The sequence below is a fragment of the Massilia endophytica genome (assembly GCF_021165955.1).
Classification (GTDB): domain Bacteria; phylum Pseudomonadota; class Gammaproteobacteria; order Burkholderiales; family Burkholderiaceae_D; genus Rugamonas; species Rugamonas endophytica.
In genome coordinates this window covers 4,742,881-4,757,422 of record NZ_CP088952.1, presented here as the reverse complement: position 1 = coordinate 4,757,422, position 14,542 = coordinate 4,742,881, and the positions used below count along the sequence as shown (strand labels likewise).

Below are 14,542 nucleotides of genomic sequence, written 5' to 3'. Positions count from 1 at the left end.
AGAAAAAGCATGGGCGTGCGTTAAAGCGATGGTATATTGCAACGGCACTTCCCACTCTTTGGAGACACGATGATTACTCGCAGAAAAATGATGCAGGGCGCTGCAGCCGTCCTGCTGGCCTCGGCCTTTGCGCCGGGCGCCTTTGCTGCTACCGAAGTGGCCGGCGTGAAGTTCGAGGATACGGCCACCGTCGCTGGACAGACCCTGAAGCTGAATGGCGCGGGCCAGCGCACCAAGGTCATCTTCAAGGTGTACGCCCTGGGGCTCTACCTGCCGGAGAAGAAGACCACGGCGGCCGACATCCTGGCCAGCCAGGGGGCGCGCCGGGTGCAGATCGTGAGCCTGCGCGACCTGAGTTCGGAAGATTTCGGCGAAGCCTTCATGAAGGGCCTGAACGCCAACACCGACCAGGCAGAGCGCACCCGCCTGCTGCCCCAGACCAAGACCTTCGGCGAGATGTTCGCTTCCATCCCCGGCCTGAAGAAAGGCGACGTGCTGATTGTGGACTGGGTGCCGAATGTGGGCACGCAATGCACGCTAAACGGGAAGAAGATCGGGGAAACGGTGCCGGACGTGGCGTTCTACAACGCGATCCTGCGCATCTGGATCGGGGATAACCCGGCGGACAGCTCGCTCAAGCCCAAGCTCCTGGGCGGCAGCTGATGTTGCAGCGCGGCAGAGGCCTGCCGCGCTAGTTCGGCTCAGGCGCGCGAGGCCAGGGCGCGCAGTTCGGCGGCGTCGCTGGGCGAGCGCTCCGACGAGTTCATGAGGCGCTTCAGCAGCATGGCGTCGCGCATCTGGCGGCGCTGGAGGCGCTCGTCCTTGCTCAGTTTCGGCTTCACCACCAGCATGGCGGCCAGCGCCAGGCCGCGCAGGAGCGGCTTGAACAGGAACAGCAGGGCAACCGACATGGCGCAGCTCAGCAAAACGATCAATGCATCGGCCACGGACATGTCCTGAGCAATATATTGTGCGACGGAAATGTAACTGGACATGATATTTCGTAAGCTATTAGAATCAGTTGTCATATTAGTGCGCCGCAACATATAAATCCAATTCCATTTCCCGATAACAATCATCATTACCGTGAATTTCTTATGAGCTTCCTGACGCTGGACCTCAACCTGCTGCGGGTCTTCGACGCGGTGATGACCGAGCAGAACCTGACGCGGGCCGCCGGCCATCTGGCGATGACCCAGCCCGCCGTATCGAACGCCATCAAGCGCCTGCGCGAAAGTCTGGGCGACGAGCTCCTGATCCGCACCGCCTACGGGGTGAAGCCCACGCCGCGCGCCGAGGCGCTCTGGCCATCCGTGCGCAGCGCCCTGGCCTCCCTGGAGGCGGCGGTCACGCCCGGCACCTTCGACGTCTCAAAGGCCCACGCCACCTTCCGCCTGGCGATGGCCGATGCCACCGCGGCCTTCTGGCTGCCCTCGCTGATGCGCTCCATCGAGCGCGACGCACCCGGCGTCAACGTGCGCATGGTGCCCCTGACAACCCGCGAGCCGCGCCCCATGCTGCTGCGCGGCGATATCGACCTGGCCGTGGGCTTCTTCCCGGGCGTGGCCGCGCAGCTTTCCTACGAAATCGCCTCGCCGATCCGGCATGAGCGCCTGTATTCCGGCACTTATGTGTGCGTGATGCGGCGCGGCCACCCGCTGGCGAAGAAGGAACTCACCCTGGACAACTACTGCGCCGCCAACCACCTCCTGGTGAGCTTCTCCGGCCGGGCGCACGGCCTGGTGGACGAGGCCCTGGCCCAGATCCAGCGCGAGCGGCGCATCATCCTCACGGTGAACCAGTTCTTCACGGCGGGCCGGGTGGTGGCCAATTCCGACCTCGTCACGGTGCTGCCGAAGCACCTGATCGCCTCCACCGGCATGACGGACGCCTTGATCTACAAGGAACTGCCTTTCCAGCTCCCCGCGGTTCACCTGGACATGCTGTGGCACGAGCGCGACGCCCGCAGCCCGGCGCACAAGTGGCTGCGCAGCCACCTGGAAGGCATGAACACCGTGGCCTCGCGCACCGCGCCGAACACCTCGCCCAAACCCGATACCGCCTGACGGCGCTACAACTTTGCGAAAGACGCCGCCGCGCGCGGCGTCTATTGTCTCCAGCAGCGGCAATAGGACCGCAAAAACAGGAGACACCCGCAATGAACCGCCTTATTCACGCCCTCGCCGCACTTTCACTCGGCGCCGCCAGCCTGATGGCTGCCGCCCAAGTTCCAGACTCAGTCTACGAGGTGCTGCGCGCCGAAGCGGGCACCTGGGACGCCGACATCACCTTCTACAGCGGCGGCAAGCCAACCGGCACCGCCAAGGGCGTGCAGGTCAACACGCTGCTGGCCAACGGCCACTGGATCGTCAACGAATTCAAGGTGGCGAAAACGGGAGATTTCCCTGCCTACGAGGGCCACGGCATGTGGGGCTACGACCCCGTGGCCAAGACCTATGTGGACACATGGATCGATACCAACGACGGCGCCGTGCGCACCTCCTACGGCTACTGGCACGAAGCCGAGAAGACTATGGCCTGGTCGGCGAAGCAGCCGGATGGGCAGGGCCGCTTCGTCGATTACCGCTTCAACGTGGAATACAAGGACAAGGACACCCGCCTCTACACCTTCTGGCAGCTGGGCCTCGTGCGGCCCACCCAATTCATCCGCGCCCAGATCCTGTTCAAGCGGCGCCTGGCGTAATCAGTGGGCGCTGGAGCGGTAGCCGATGCGGAAGCCGCCCCAGTGTTTGCCGTCCACGTAGATGGGGGCGGAGAGGTCGTGCATCACTTCGCCCGTGTCGCGCTTGTAGGTCTGGAGCAGGAAGGGGCGGGTGTTCGAGCCGCAGCGCTTGCCCGTCCGGTCGCTGAAGATGCGCTTGGTGCGGTTGTTGACGATATCGACGTCGTAATTCCCCGTCAGCGGCTGGGAGAACTTCTTGTTGTGAGTGGGGAAGTAGCCGTTGTTATCCACAGCCCCCGCGTAGGCCAGCTGCGGCAGCGCGGCCAGCAGTCCTTCCTGCAGCTCGGGCAGCACCTTGTCGGTGAACGCGTCGAACATGGTGTTGAACTTGGGCGGATTCGTGTTCGGAATTTCGCGGTAGCGGCGGTCGAACAGCGCGTCGCGCGTGATCTTCCCGCTGGCGATGGCCGATTCGAAAATACGGCCCACTTCCTGCGCCGCGCGCTGCGCCGCCTCCCGGATCTCGTCGTGCGCCGTTTCCACCCCGGACTCCGCCAGCGCCCCCGCTATGATCTCGGCCCGTTCGGCCAGCGCCATGGCGGAACCGGTAACGCGTGGCAGCTCGCCGTCGGTGGAGAGCATGCTGTCGCGGATCTGCGTGATCGCCTGCGCAATGACGTGCGTGGTCTCGACATGCTCGCGCGAGGCCCGCGCGATCTCGTCGATCTCCTTTTCGGAAATGCTGGATGATTCCTCGATATTCCCCAGCAGCCCGTGCACCGATTCCACATTGCGCGCGGCTTCCGCCACGCCGGTGGCCAGGGAGCTCATTCCCTTGCTGGCCTTCTCGGCCTGCTCGTTGATTTCGCGGACCATGTGGCTGATTTCGTCCGTAGCCTCCTTGGTGCGCTGCGCCAGCTGGCGCACTTCGCCCGCCACCACGGCGAAGCCGCGCCCCTGTTCGCCGGCACGCGCCGCCTCAATGGCAGCGTTCAGCGCCAGCAGATTGGTGCGGGCTGAAATCTCGGTAATCGCGTTGGTGAAGCCGTAGATGCGTTTCGCCTTTTCCTGCAGGCTGGCCATGGTTTCCGCCGCCGTTTGCGCATCGCGCCGCGCGGTGGAAATGCGTTCGAGGCCCTGGTCGACTTCCGTGCGGCCCACCGTGGTTTCCTGCCGCACGCGGTGCGCCACCTGCGATGCGCGTTCGGCGTTGGCGGCTATCTGTTCGGTGGTGCGGGCGTTCTGGTCCGAGCTGGCCACGATATCGCTGGCCGTCTGCACGTCCTGCTCGATCTTCTTTTTGACCGAGTCCACGAAGTAGGAGGTTTCTGCGGCGCCGATCATGATGGCGTCGATCTCCTTGCCCACCAGGTGGGCGAAGCGCAGCGCGCCGTCTTCCGCGTTTTCGGCCGGGATCAAGGCCATGGCTGCCGCACTGACTACGGCGGCAAGGGCGACATACCACATGGGAGAACCGGCGCCTATGCTCACCCAGGCCAGCCAGGAAACGAATAGCCCCCCGATTGCAGCTGCCATGGTCGTGAGGATCTTTCGCACTGGCTTGCCATGCAGCTTCATGACTGTCTCCGTCTTGTGCGCGGCTCTGGGGCCGCTGCCTTACTTGATAGGAAGTTTGCTCGTGTTTTTTACTTCTTCCATTACAGCGTAAGTATGTGTCTCCCTGACACCTTTTTGCAATAAAGTTTTCCCCAGGAATTCCCGGTAGGCGGCCATGTCCTTGACGCGGGCCTTCACCAGATAGTCGAAGCCGCCCGCGACCATATGGCATTCCAATACTTCGGGAATCAGTTGTACACTATGCTTGAAGGCGTCGAAGACCTCGGGCGTGGTGCGGTCCAGCACCACCTCGATGAACACCAGCAGCGAAACATCGAGCAGCTGCGGGTTGAGCTGGGCGGTGTAGCCCATGATGTAGCCAGATTCGTGCAATTTGCGGACGCGCTCGAGGCAGGCGGCAGGCGACAGATTGACGCGCCCCGCGAGCTCGACGTTGCTGATACGTCCGTCGCTTTGCAGTTCCATCAGGATCTTTTTACTGATCTTGTCCAGCATGGAAATCCCCTAATTAATTTTATTTGGTTAAATTCTCTCACCAAAAACAATGTATTGCTAGCCCCCGGCAATACCAGAATTAATCCAGAAGAATCCGGCATACAATCAAATCATCGGCACTGCCGAACAGCACGCTCCGCGAACGTGGTTCCCGGGGCGTGTTTTGTTACGTGCGGTGCAGCCACTTTTCAATTCGATAAAAGTAGATTTCATGCCATTTGATACCCCCTTCGCCGCCCTCCAGGCGGAAGTGCTGCGCGACCCGTCGCCGCTGCGCGCCGCCATCACTGCCGCCTATCGCCGCGACGAACAGAATGCCGTGCAATGGCTGCTGTCCGAGATCCGCGAAGGCGGCTCGGATACCACGGAGCAGGCGCAGTCCCTGGCCCGCCGCCTGGTGACGGCCGTGCGCGAAAAGCGCACCCGCGCTTCCGGCGTGGACGCGCTGATGCACGAATTTTCGCTGTCCTCCGAAGAGGGCGTGGCGCTGATGTGCCTCGCCGAAGCGCTGTTGCGTATTCCTGACAGTGCCACCGCTGACCGCCTGATCGCAGACAAGATCAGCAAGGGCGACTGGCGCAAGCACCTGGGCGAGTCGCCTTCGCTGTTCGTGAATGCCGCCACCTGGGGCCTGCTCGTGACGGGCAAGCTGGTGAGCTCTTCCAGCGAGGAGGGCCTGGGTTCAGCCATCACGCGCCTGATCGCCAAGGGCGGCGAGCCCCTGATCCGCAAGGGCGTGGACCTGGCGATGCGCATGCTGGGCAACCAGTTCGTGACTGGCCAGACCATCGACGAAGCGATCCGCAATGGCCGCGACAACGAAGCGCGCGGCTACCGCTATTCCTACGACATGCTTGGCGAAGCCGCGCTGACGGAGGCCGATGCCGCCAATTACTACGCCGCCTATGAAACGGCGATCCACGCCATCGGCCGCGCTTCGAACGGCCGCGGCATCCGCAATGGTCCCGGCATTTCGGTGAAGCTCTCGGCGCTCCACCCGCGCTACAGCCGCGCGCAACGCGACCGCGTGATGAACGAGCTGCTGCCGCGCCTGCGCCAGCTGGTGCTGCTGGCCAAGGGCTACAACATCGGCCTGAATATCGACGCGGAAGAAGCGGACCGCCTGGAACTGTCGCTGGACCTGATGGAAGCCATGGCCTTCGATCCCGAACTGGAAGGCTTCGAAGGCATCGGCTTCGTGGTGCAGGCTTACCAGAAGCGTTGCCCCTTCGTGATCGACTACCTCGTGGACCTGGCGCGCCGCAGCGGCCGCAAGTTCATGGTGCGTCTGGTGAAAGGCGCCTATTGGGACGCGGAGATCAAGCGCGCGCAGGTGGAAGGCATGCCGGGCTATCCGGTCTACACGCGCAAGGTGTACACGGACGTTTCCTATCTGGTGTGTGCGCAGCGCCTGCTCGCCGCCACGGATGTTATCTATCCACAGTTCGCAACGCACAACGCGCAGACGCTGTCCACGATCTACACCTGGGCCAAGCGCGACGGCATCGAGAATTACGAGTTCCAGTGCCTGCACGGCATGGGCGAAACCCTGTACGACCAGGTGGTTGGCGCGGAAAACCTGGGCAAGCCCTGCCGCATCTATGCCCCGGTGGGTTCGCATGAAACGCTGCTCGCCTACCTGGTGCGCCGCCTGCTGGAAAACGGCGCCAATTCCTCCTTCGTGAACCAGATCGTGGACGCCAGTGTTCCAGTGGATGCCCTGGTGCGCAATCCTGTGGAAATCGCGCGCGCCGAAGGCGGCCTGCCGCATCCCGGCATTGCGCTGCCGCTGGCCATGTTCGGCTCCGAGCGCAAGAATTCCTCCGGCCTGGATCTCTCGAACGAGGACGTGCTGCGCGAAGTGGCAGCCGCCCTGTCGGAGAAGCGCAGCTGGCGCGCGGCGCCGCTGCTGGCGGTGGATGCCGTCGAAGGCACGCCGCAGCAGGTGCGCAACCCCGCGCGCAATGCCGATATCGTGGGCGAAGTCACCGAAGCGAGTGCGCGCGATGTGGAAATGGCGCTGGCGGCAGCTACGAACTTCGCCATGGACTGGCAAACCACCGAACCATCGCTCCGAGCCGCCGCACTGCTGCGTGCTGCGGACCTGTTTGAAACCCACAAGCTGGAGCTGATGGCGCTGGCCATCCGCGAAGCGGGCAAGTCGCTGCCGAACGCGGTGGCTGAAGTGCGCGAGGCGGTCGACTTCCTGCGCTACTACGCGGAGCAGGTTCGCCATTCGACCAATATCCTGGCCCTGGGCCCGGTCACCTGCATCAGCCCATGGAACTTCCCGCTCGCGATCTTCACCGGCCAGGTGGCTGCGGCGCTTGCTGCCGGCAACGTGGTGCTCGCGAAGCCTGCGGAACAGACGCCGCTGATCGCACACCGCGCCGTGCAGCTGCTGCATGAAGCAGGCGTGCCGCGCGAGGCGCTCCAGTTCCTGCCCGGCCGCGGCGAAGTCGTTGGCGCGGGGCTGTGCAACGATTCGCGCATCAAGGGTGTGATATTCACCGGCTCCACCGAAGTGGCGCAGCTGATCAACCGCACCCTCGCCAAGCGCTCCGTCGCGGAAAGCACGGACATTCCGCTGATCGCGGAAACCGGCGGCCAGAACGCCATGATCGTGGATTCCTCCTCGCTGCCGGAACAGGTGGTGCAGGACGCGATTTCCTCCGCTTTCGACAGTGCGGGCCAGCGCTGCTCCGCGCTGCGCGTGCTCTTCCTGCAGGAAGACATCGCCGACAAGACGATCAAGATGCTGAAGGGCGCCATGGGCGAGCTGAAGATCGGCAGCCCGGACCGCCTCGTGACGGATATCGGCCCGGTGATCGATGCGGAAGCGCAGCAGAACCTGCTCTCGCATATCGACCGCACGCGCATGTCCGCCGTGGCCCACTTCTCGCTGGGCGTTCCATCCGACTCGGATGGCACCTTCGTGCCGCCGACAGTGCTGGAGATCCGTTCCCTGAGCGAGCTGACGAAGGAAGTCTTCGGCCCTGTCATGCACGTTATCCGCTACAAGCGTTCGGAGCTGCCGAAGGTGATCGACGAGATCAATGCCAGCGGTTTCGGCCTGACCCTGGGTGTGCATTCGCGTATCGACGAGACCATCGACTACATCACCTCGCGCGCGCATGTGGGCAATATCTACGTGAACCGCAATATCGTCGGCGCGGTCGTAGGCGTGCAGCCCTTCGGCGGCGAAGGCAAGTCCGGCACCGGCCCGAAAGCGGGCGGCCCCCTCTACCTGAAGCGCCTTCAGCGCGGCATGTACTCGGGCGAACCGCATTCCCGCCTGTCCGTGCCAAGCATGGATGCGCTCATGGCCTGGGCCAAAACGCATGGCAAGGAACGCATGGCCGCGCTGGCCGAGCACTATGCACGCACCACGCCACTGGGCCAGGTCACGCTGCTGCCCGGGCCCACTGGGGAACGCAATACCCTGAGCTACATGCCGCGCGGGACCATCGTCTGCGTCGCGGACAGCCAGCAGGTGCTGCTCAACCAGCTCGCGGCGGTTCTGGCGACCGGCAACCAGGCGCTCGTGGTCACGTCGTCGACGTCCTGCGTACCTGCCGACCTTCCGGCCGCAGTGCAGGACCGCATTCAAGTGGTAGGCAGCCTGGATGGCATCAAGGGCGACTTCCAGATTGCCCTGGTCGAATCGGCGCTGGCGGCGGGCGTGCGCGAGCCGCTGGCAGCCCGCGAAGGCGCGCTGATTTCAGTGATCGACACGACGGAAGACGGCGAGATCCCGCTGTGGCGCCTGATCGCCGAACGCGCGCTGTGCGTGAACACCACGGCAGCCGGCGGCAACGCCAGCCTGATGACGCTGGGCGCCTAGGCCTGGCAGAAGTTACGGATCACATGGAATGCATAGCGTGAAGCCACGTGCTTCACGAAGTGCATGAAATCCATGGCCGCATCCTCGTTGGCGTTGTCCGAGATGGTCCGGATAACGCCAAAGGGCACGCCCAGTTCGAAACAGACCTGGGCGACCGCCGCCCCTTCCATTTCCACGGCCAGCAGGTCGGGCAGCGCATTCTTCAGCGCCGCCAGCTTCACCGGATCGCTCATGAACTGATCGCCGCTGCCTATCAGGCCGCGGTGCAGGGTCCTGTTTTTCTCGTTTTCCAGAAAGCGGCTGACGGCGGCGGACAGCCTGGCGCTCATTTCCTTGTCAGTCGGCAGGCGGGAGAGGCCCGTGAGCGGCACTTCGAAGCGGGGAAACAGGGGAGAAGCGTCCATATCGTGCTGGATCAACGATTCGGCGACAACGATATCGCCCACACGCACATCAAAATCGGCGCTTCCGGCCACGCCGGTGAAGACGATGTGGGTAACTCCGAATTTTTCCACAAGCGTCGCGGCTGTCATGGCAGCGGCAACCTTGCCAATTCGCGATAAAACACACACAGAGTCGATTTTCCAGAGTTTTCCGGCTGTGTACTCGCGCATGCCGTGCAAAACGCTCTGAGGGCCTTCCATGGCTTCTATCAATCCCTGCTGTTCTTCAGCCAGGGCCGAGATCACGCCAAGACGCATGTTCGCTCCGCTGTTTTATAGATATAAGAGTAAATATTTACTCTGGTAGTAGATAGTAAACGGGAGAGTGTCTGTGGATAAGGCTGTTAACATCCACAAAATCAGGTGTTTACATCTTTCAAAACTGCCTGAACAAGCATTGTATGAGCGAAGGACGAGTTCTGTACAAAAAATAGGCCTGTGTACAGACGGGGTGTTTACGCACATTCGTTCCTGTGGATATTCATCGACTTATCAACAGACGCAGCGCCAGAAGGAGCAAAACGGCTGCCAGAAGGTAGCGTTGACCCGGAAAACGAAGGACGCCGCCAGCAAACGCCAGGGCCGTGTGGAAGACCGTGCTGATTGCCGTGAGCAGCAGGCCCAGTACCAGCAGCTGGCCAGCCGGGGAAGCGGTTTCCGGGTCGACGAACTGTGGAATGAAGACCAGGAAGAACAGAATTGCCTTTGGATTCAGCAGGTTATTGACCACTGCCCGCCAGAACACGGCTCCAGACCCGAGCTCTCCGTCCAGCGGCTTGCTCCTGGCCGCCAAGGCGCGCCAGGCCATGTAAAGCAGGTAGCAGGCGCCTGCGTACCGGATCGTTGCCATCGCAGCGGGCCAGGCCGCCACCAGGGAGGTGAATCCGGCTACGGTCAGCAGGGTAAGAATGATGTCGGCTGCACCGATGCCGAAAGCGGCCGCGACGCCTGCACTACGTCCGTAAGCGGAGGAATGGGCGAGCACGAACGCCATATTGGGGCCGGGCGAAAGCAGCAGCAGCGTCACGGCGCCGCAGAACATGATCAGGTTTTCCATGCCCGCGAGCTTACGCGGCGTATCTGGTACAGTGAATTAATTGTTCTGGATACAGCTCATGCCGAAGAATCGCTACAAACAGCTGGTCGATCATTTTTCCTCCGCTATCCAGCGTGGCGAACTCCGGCCTGGCGAACAGCTTCCTCCCTTGCGGCGCATGATGAAGGAGCGGGGCATCGCCCTGGCGACCGCCGTTCGCGTGTATGCGGAGCTGGAGAAATCCGGGCTTGCCGTGGGCGAGGGCGGGCGCGGCACATTCGTTCGCGATGCTTCGCTGCCCCGGGGACTTGGCCTGGAACAGCATCCCTTGCCAAGCGGCGCCGTGGACCTGAGCTTCAACTATCCTTCTTTGCCAGGCCAGGCGGAAATGCTGCGCGAAGGCTTGAGAACCCTGGCGAATTCGGGAGATCTCGATGCCCTGCTTCATTCTGCTCCCCAAGGTGGACGTCCCCACGAACGCGAGACAGTCGCCCGGCATTTGCGCAACCGCTCCATTCGTGTGCCAGGCAGGCAGGTCTTGATCGTCAATGGTGCGCAGCAGGGATTGTCGGTGGCTGTCAGCGCTTTGCTCAAACCGGGAGACCTGCTGGCAGCCGATGCGCTGACTTATCCCGGTTTGAAAGCATTGGCGATTGCGAGCAGGCTCGATCTGGCTGCCCTGCCTGCCGCCGGTGGCGGCATGTGTCTCGATTCCCTGGAAAAGCTGTGCATGGAGAGGCCGGTTCGCGCGGTCTATGCCATGCCGACCATGCATAACCCGCTTGGCTGGATCATGACGGATCAGGACAGACTTCGGCTTGCAGCACTGGCCGAGCGTTTCGGGTTCTTCATTATCGAAGACGGCGCATATGCCTTCCTTGCCGAACCGGCGCCAAAGCCAGTGTTCACTTACGCTCCAGAGCGCACCGTTTATGTATCCGGGCTTTCGAAAAGCGTGGCGTCCGGGCTGCGTCTCGGTTTTGTTGCAGCGCCCGAGGCGCTGATTCCAGAACTTGAGCATGCAATCAGGATCTCAACCTGGAATACGCCGTCGATGACTGTCGCCCTGGCTTGCCAATGGATCGAGTCGGGTCTGGTGGATGAGCTCGAAGAGCGGAAGCGGGCAGATGCTGCAGCCAGGCAGCGTCTGGCCCGGAAAATACTGGATGGTGCGGCGGTCAGAAGTCATCCCTCATCCTATTTTTTATGGCTGGAGCTTCCGGACTACCTGCGCGCAGATGTGGTGGCAGCCGATTTGCAGCGTTCCGGTGTACTGGTGACAACGGCCGAGCCTTTCTCGATCGGCTTGCAGTCTCCTCAGGCTTTGCGAATTGCGCTCGGTTCGATTTCTCTTGAAGCGCTTGAGGGGGCGCTGCGGCTGGTAGGTAAGGCAGTAGGTTTACATTGATAAGGTAGGTATACAAAATAGTAGTAGTTGTTAACAACTCGGCCTTTCTGTGGATAAGTGGGCGAAGCGGAAGGAAATCAATCGTTTACGGTCTGAATAAGCGGGCGCGTAAACCTTGTATGGACGAGGAACTGTTTTGGGACAAAAATGGACCTCCACATGCGAAAGCGGTTTACGCACAAACGATGCCTGTGGATATCCAATAGCTTATCCACAGCCGAATAAGGAGCTGACATGGAATTCCTGAACCTTTTCCCCCATCCCATCATCCAGGGACCGATGGCGGGCGGCTCGAATACTCCGGCGCAGGTGGCTGCGGTGTCGAATGCAGGCGGGCTGGGCTCGGTTGGCGCCTCGCTGCTCGCGCCGGACACCATCCGTGCCCAGGTGGCGGAGATCCGCCGTCTCAGCGACAAGCCCTTCATGCTCAATTTCTTCGTCCAGAACACGCCATCCCCTTCGGACGAAGAAGTTGCACGGGCCAAGGAACTGCTGCGGCCCGTCTGGGAAAGCCTGGGCTGGGACAGCCTGCCGACCCCGGCGAAATGGTGTGAAGACTTTACGGCCCAGTTCGAGACCTTGATCGAGCTCAAGTCGGCCGTGGCGAGTTTTACCTTCAATATCCTTGAGCGGGCTCAAGTTGAACGTCTGCATGCGGCCGGTATCGCGGTGGTAGGAACTGTGACTACGGTTGGGGAAGCGCAGGCCTGGGAATCCATTGGCGCGGATGCTGTGGTGGCATCTGGTGTGGAGGCAGGTGGGCATCGCGGCACCTTCCTCGTCGACCAGCGCGAGGCGACGATGGGGGCGCTGGAATTGCTGGCGGCCGTAGTGAAGGCCGTGCAAATTCCCGTCATTTCAGCGGGCAATATCATGACCGGGGCGGATATCCGGGAGCGCCTGGCCATGGGCGCTTCGGCGGTGCAGATGGGGACAGCCTTCCTCGTCACGGAGGAATCGGGCATCCATCCTTCCTACAAACAGCGGCTCCTGCATGCGGGGAATGCGCCAACCCGCCTGACCCGTACCTTCTCCGGCCGCTACGCCCGTGGTCTGGAAAATACATTTATGCAACATTTATCTGCTGTTGAGCTACAGCTTCCACCATATCCGGTGCAGAATGCCCTGACCGGCAGTATCCGGGCGGAAGCCGCCAAGCGGGGCGATACGGAGTTGATGTCGATGTGGTGCGGTACGGGCGTGGCAAGGGCGCGCTCCATGAGCTGCGCCCAGCTGATGGAAACCCTGGTCGCCGAAATGCACCAGGCATAGGAGACAGCATTTGGAATCGGCAGGACAGTTCGACTACATCATTGTTGGCGCCGGAACTGCCGGTTGCGTGTTGGCCAACCGCCTTACCCAGGACAAGAACGTTGAGGTGCTGCTGATCGAGGCGGGCGGCAAGGACGATTACGTCTGGATCCATATCCCCGTCGGCTACCTGCATTGCATCGACAATCCGCGCACGGACTGGCTTTACCGCACCGAACCCGATGCAGGCCTGGGCGGCCGCAGCCTCCTTTACCCGCGCGGGAAAGTGGTGGGCGGAAGTTCCTCCATCAACGGCATGATCTATATGCGCGGCCAGGCGGGCGATTACGATCACTGGGCCGAGCTGACGGGCGATCCGAGCTGGCGCTGGGAGGAAGTGCTGCCCCTGTTCAGGAAAAGCGAAGACCATCACCTCGGCGCGACGGACTATCACGGCGCTGGCGGCGAATGGCGGGTGGAAAAGCAGAGGCTGTCCTGGAAAATTCTCGACGCCTTCCGCGATGCCGCGGAACAGGTAGGCATTCCCAAGGTCGAAGACTTCAACCGGGGCGACAATCTCGGTTCTTCCTACTTCGAAGTGAACCAGAGGCGCGGCATCCGCTGGAATACAGCCAAGGCTTTTCTCAAGCCAGCGACGCGGCGCCCGAACCTGACGCTCATGACCGGTTGCCATGTGGAGAAGCTGATGATCGAGCAGGGAGAAGGCGGCGCGGTGTGCAAGGGCGTGATTTTCACCGGCGGCGGCACCCAGTGGTTTGCGGAAGCGCGCGAGACGCTGCTGGCTGCAGGCGCGGTCGGTTCGCCGCAGATTCTCCAGCTGTCCGGCATTGGCGATGCGCAGGCCCTGCATGCGGCGGGCGTGCAGCCGGTTGCGGACCTGCCGGGCGTGGGCGCCAACCTGCAGGACCATCTTCAACTGAGGATGGTGTTCAAGGTTACTAACGCGAAAACACTGAACACCATGGCCAGCAACTGGTTCGGCAAAATGCGCATCGGCCTCGAATACATGCTGTTCCAGAGCGGTCCGATGTCGATGGCGCCGTCCCAGCTGGGCGCATTCGCGAAATCGCATCCAGACCAGCCCTCGCCCAATCTTCAGTACCACGTGCAGCCGCTGTCGCTCGAGCGCTTCGGCGAGCCCCTTCACACCTTCCCGGCCTTTACGGCCAGCGTATGCAACCTGCGCCCCACTTCACGCGGCCATGTGCGCATCGCCTCCTCCGATTCGTACGCGCCGCCGAAAATCGCGCCCATGTATCTGAGCACGCAGGAAGACCGCAAGGTAGCCGCAGCCGCACTGGGGCTGACGCGCGCCATCGTGGCCGCACCGGCGCTGAAAAAATACGCGCCCGAGGAGTTCAAGCCGGGCATCCACTACCGCACCGAGGACGAACTGGCGGAAGCGGCGGGCGCCATCGGCACTACGATCTTCCATCCCGTGGGCACCTGCAAGATGGGCAGGGCGGACGATCCGATGGCTGTTGTGGATAGCCAACTTCGTGTCCGAAATGTAACAGGACTACGCGTCGTGGACGCCTCGGTCATGCCGCGTATCACGTCCGGAAATACGAACTCCCCCACGATCATGATTGCCGAGAAGACGGCAAGGATTCTGCAGCAAAACCGCTGCGTAGCGCAATTTTCTGCCAAACGGTGACCAAATTTCTGGCAAGTTTGGAAGCAAAATATCAAAACTTTATGGTAGTTATACTGTATTGTGAGCCCCAATCATCCTGTGTATGATCTGAAAAAAAATTTAGCAGTATGTAAAGAATAATCGGGA

At 61.9% G+C, this 14,542-nt stretch carries 12 protein-coding genes; 7 read left to right on the top strand and 5 right to left on the bottom strand.

Annotated elements, in window-relative coordinates:
- The first annotated feature begins 69 nt into the window (after positions 1-69).
- Positions 70-663 (top strand): chalcone isomerase family protein, encoded by a 594-nt coding sequence (locus LSQ66_RS21830; RefSeq protein WP_231767264.1) that lies wholly within the window; start codon positions 70-72, stop codon positions 661-663.
- Positions 664-701: 38 nt separating this feature from the next.
- On the opposite strand, the gene LSQ66_RS21825 is transcribed toward LSQ66_RS21830, so the two are convergent.
- A complete protein-coding gene (locus tag LSQ66_RS21825) occupies positions 702-995 on the bottom strand; it encodes a hypothetical protein (RefSeq protein ID WP_231767263.1) in 294 nt (97 codons plus the stop codon).
- A gap of 102 nt (positions 996-1,097) precedes the next feature.
- Here LSQ66_RS21825 and LSQ66_RS21820 point away from each other — a divergent pair, with 102 nt between their 5' ends.
- Both LSQ66_RS21820 and LSQ66_RS21815 read left to right on the top strand, forming a co-directional pair.
- The gene (locus LSQ66_RS21820) at positions 1,098-2,066 is read left to right on the top strand and encodes a LysR family transcriptional regulator (RefSeq protein WP_231767262.1); all 969 of its coding nucleotides are present in this window, start codon (positions 1,098-1,100) and stop codon (positions 2,064-2,066) included.
- Between the two features lie 92 nt (positions 2,067-2,158).
- Positions 2,159-2,704: a DUF1579 family protein gene (locus LSQ66_RS21815; protein ID WP_231767261.1), complete on the top strand. Its 546-nt coding sequence runs from the start codon at positions 2,159-2,161 to the stop codon at positions 2,702-2,704.
- On the opposite strand, the gene LSQ66_RS21810 is transcribed toward LSQ66_RS21815, so the two are convergent.
- Together LSQ66_RS21810 and LSQ66_RS21805 are read right to left on the bottom strand one after the other, a co-directional pair.
- Positions 2,705-4,219, bottom strand: a complete 1,515-nt coding sequence (locus LSQ66_RS21810; protein WP_407659649.1) for a methyl-accepting chemotaxis protein — start codon at positions 4,217-4,219, stop codon at positions 2,705-2,707.
- Between the two features lie 81 nt (positions 4,220-4,300).
- Positions 4,301-4,756, bottom strand: a complete 456-nt coding sequence (locus LSQ66_RS21805; protein WP_231767259.1) for an Lrp/AsnC ligand binding domain-containing protein — start codon at positions 4,754-4,756, stop codon at positions 4,301-4,303.
- 211 nt (positions 4,757-4,967) lie between these two features.
- On the opposite strand from LSQ66_RS21805, the gene putA reads away from it, so the two are divergent.
- Positions 4,968-8,600: a trifunctional transcriptional regulator/proline dehydrogenase/L-glutamate gamma-semialdehyde dehydrogenase gene (gene putA / locus LSQ66_RS21800; RefSeq protein WP_231767258.1), complete on the top strand. Its 3,633-nt coding sequence runs from the start codon at positions 4,968-4,970 to the stop codon at positions 8,598-8,600.
- Here the strand turns inward: putA and LSQ66_RS21795 are convergent.
- Both LSQ66_RS21795 and LSQ66_RS21790 read right to left on the bottom strand, forming a co-directional pair.
- Positions 8,597-9,301: a 5'-methylthioadenosine/adenosylhomocysteine nucleosidase gene (locus LSQ66_RS21795; protein WP_231767257.1), complete on the bottom strand. Its 705-nt coding sequence runs from the start codon at positions 9,299-9,301 to the stop codon at positions 8,597-8,599. The two genes, putA and LSQ66_RS21795, sit on opposite strands and share 4 nt — an antisense overlap.
- A gap of 223 nt (positions 9,302-9,524) precedes the next feature.
- Positions 9,525-10,100: a LysE family translocator gene (locus LSQ66_RS21790; protein ID WP_231767256.1), complete on the bottom strand. Its 576-nt coding sequence runs from the start codon at positions 10,098-10,100 to the stop codon at positions 9,525-9,527.
- 58 nt (positions 10,101-10,158) lie between these two features.
- Here LSQ66_RS21790 and LSQ66_RS21785 point away from each other — a divergent pair, with 58 nt between their 5' ends.
- The 3 genes from LSQ66_RS21785 (at position 10,159) to LSQ66_RS21775 (ending at position 14,416) form a co-directional block, all read left to right on the top strand.
- Complete coding sequence (locus LSQ66_RS21785) at positions 10,159-11,487, top strand: aminotransferase-like domain-containing protein (protein WP_231767255.1); 1,329 nt, start codon at positions 10,159-10,161, stop codon at positions 11,485-11,487.
- 234 nt (positions 11,488-11,721) lie between these two features.
- Positions 11,722-12,759 carry an NAD(P)H-dependent flavin oxidoreductase gene (locus LSQ66_RS21780; protein WP_231767254.1) on the top strand — a complete coding sequence of 346 codons (1,038 nt, stop codon included), beginning with the start codon at positions 11,722-11,724 and terminating at the stop codon, positions 12,757-12,759.
- Positions 12,760-12,769: 10 nt separating this feature from the next.
- Positions 12,770-14,416, top strand: a complete 1,647-nt coding sequence (locus LSQ66_RS21775; protein ID WP_231767253.1) for a GMC family oxidoreductase — start codon at positions 12,770-12,772, stop codon at positions 14,414-14,416.
- Positions 14,417-14,542 lie beyond the last annotated feature (126 nt).